At 48.6% G+C, this 2,270-nt stretch carries 4 protein-coding genes; 3 read left to right on the forward strand and 1 reads right to left on the reverse strand.

The features are described from left to right. A partial coding sequence (locus PHF27_RS14345; RefSeq protein WP_363320063.1) for a LysR family transcriptional regulator occupies window positions 1-104 on the reverse strand: 104 nt, incomplete at its 3' end. A 282-nt stretch (window positions 105-386) separates the two neighbouring features. On the opposite strand from PHF27_RS14345, the gene PHF27_RS12295 reads away from it, so the two are divergent. The 3 genes from PHF27_RS12295 to PHF27_RS12305 form a co-directional block, all read left to right on the forward strand. Next, window positions 387-635: a hypothetical protein gene (locus PHF27_RS12295; protein WP_300070517.1), complete on the forward strand. Its 249-nt coding sequence runs from the start codon at window positions 387-389 to the stop codon at window positions 633-635. Between the two features lie 21 nt (window positions 636-656). Then, the gene (locus PHF27_RS12300) at window positions 657-1,298 is read left to right on the forward strand and encodes a LysE family translocator (protein ID WP_300070519.1); all 642 of its coding nucleotides are present in this window, start codon (window positions 657-659) and stop codon (window positions 1,296-1,298) included. 36 nt (window positions 1,299-1,334) lie between these two features. Beyond that, the coding region (locus PHF27_RS12305) for a Coenzyme F420 hydrogenase/dehydrogenase, beta subunit C-terminal domain (protein ID WP_300070523.1) at window positions 1,335-2,270 on the forward strand (936 nt) is incomplete at its 3' end.

Here is a 2,270-nt window from a genome sequence, read left to right on the forward strand (position 1 = left end):
CGATGACTGATAGCGGGCTGAGACAAGTGCAGCAGCTCCGCTGTTTTGGTAAAAGAGCGTGTTTTTTCGAGAGTCAAAAATACTTCCAACTCATAATGTTGCATACATCACCTATAAATAAAATGAATTAATCGTATCTCGTTTATTCATTTTACATTAGAAATATGTCAATGTACAATAAAACCAAATCAATGGTTAGGATGTTTCTCAATGGAGGCGGCAGATGACGCAGAGCGGGCAGCATGATCATTCCCCTAAGAATCTTGTGCAGGTGCGCATTAAGGAATTGGCTGACGGCCTTATGCCACAGCAGGGGGGGGAGAAAAGCGTTTCTTGATTTAAGTTCTGGCCAGGTTGTTTACAAGGGGGAGGCTGGCGGTGATTTAGTGTACATTAAGCCTATTACTCGGGACGTGATGCAACGGTGGCTTGAAGACTTTGCGCTTACGTTGGATGAGGGCTTGCAGCTGGAACTGCGGCAACTGTTGCATGGAATGAATTCTTTCTTTTGGTTTTATGCGTTTATTGATGAGCGGGCTGCGCTAAAAGAGGCCTGGGAAGCTTTTGAGATGCGGCGGTTGCAAGAGCATCTTCGGCAAATGGTGCCGGAGTCTATGCAGTTGCAGTTGGTATAAACGGTTTAAAGGAGTGCTTTTGTGTTTGGGCAAGGAGAACTGTATTCTTTTGTTATACTTGTTTTGTTGATGATTGTTTCTCCTGGTGCTAATCAGGTATTGGTGCTGCAGTCGGGTCTTGTACTTGGTAAACGGGCAGCGGTTTGCAATGTTATGGGTGTAGCGGTTTCTATGTTTGTCTATGCGCTTTTATCCGGGTTAGGCTTGATGCTGCTTTTGAGGGAGTCGCCGCAACTGCATAATTGGATACGTTGGCTCGGTATGGCCTATTTGTTGTTTTTGGCGTTGGCTAGCTTGAGGAGCGCCTGGCTTTTACAGGGACAGACCTTATCGCCTGAAAGCGGCGAGAAGGGTACTGCGCCGACGGAATCATTGTGGTATTCTTTTTTGAAAGGCTTCGGCAGCAATATTTTGAATGTGCAGGCTGCGTTTGTTTTTCTGTCGATCTTTCCACAGTATATGAATGATTCCTATAGTCTATTAATGCAAGTTTGGGTGTTGACGCTGATTTTTGTCGGTTTGTTGCTGGGATGGTATGCATGCTTTATCTTTTTGGTTTCGCGCCTTAGAGAACGGTTGTTGCATCCCCAAATCCAATGCCGGATTAAGGCGGTTACCGGCTTTTTATTGTTGGTGATGGCGGTGAAAATGGGGCTGGCGTAAATAAGGTAAGCGCGGCCAGAGGGCGGTGTGTAGAGCATGGAAAGAGTCTATGGAAATAAGACAGATTGTTCCGGCTGTGGCGCCTGCGCTTGGCTTTGCCCTCAAGGGGCTATTGCCATGCAAGCAGATGAGGAAGGTTTCTTATATCCGGACATTCAGCAGGAAAACTGCATTGATTGCGGCGTATGTAAGGTGCGCTGTCCTTTTCAACAAGACGGTCATTTCAAAGAGGCAGGGCCGCCGCGATTTTATGCGGCCCGTCATCGCTCGCGCGAGGTGTTGGAGCAATCCACTTCCGGCGGCGCCTTTACTGCACTCTCGGATGCTGTGCTACGGCAGGGCGGTGTTGTGTATGGAGCCGACTATGACGAGACGTTTCGTGTTGCGCATAAACGGGCGGAAACGGCGGCGCAGCGAGATCGTATGCGTATTTCTAAGTATGTCCAAAGTGATTTAGGAGAAACCTTTATACAGGTTAAGGAGGACTTGCAAAAGGGCCGCAAGGTGCTCTTTAGCGGCACTCCTTGCCAAACGGCGGGGTTGCGTTCTTTTTTACAAGGTTCGCCGCTGCTGCCTAATCTTTATGTATGTGATCTGATTTGCCATAGCATTCCCAGCCCGTACATCTGGGAGGCCTATAAAACGCTATTGGAAAAGGAGAATACCGGCAAGCTGACCCATGTGCAGTTTCGCTCGAAAAAAGACGGCTGGAGCCGGGCTAACAGTAATAAAGGATTCCTATTTTCCTTGGACGGCGAAACGGTGCTGCGGGAGGATGACCGGTTTTATGAGCTGTTTTTTAAAGTGAAGGCCATTACGCGCCCATCCTGTTCTTGCTGCCGTTTTACCGATGTGCAGCGGGCCTCGGATGTGACGATCGCCGATTATTGGGGGATTGAGAAATACCAGCCGGAGTGGTTTGATTCGCTGGGAGTGTCGCTGGTGATGGTCAATTCTGAGCAAGGAGCGGCG

Origin of the sequence: Anaeromusa sp., from assembly GCF_028691475.1 — a bacterium.
Lineage (GTDB): Bacteria > Bacillota > Negativicutes > Anaeromusales > Anaeromusaceae > Anaeromusa.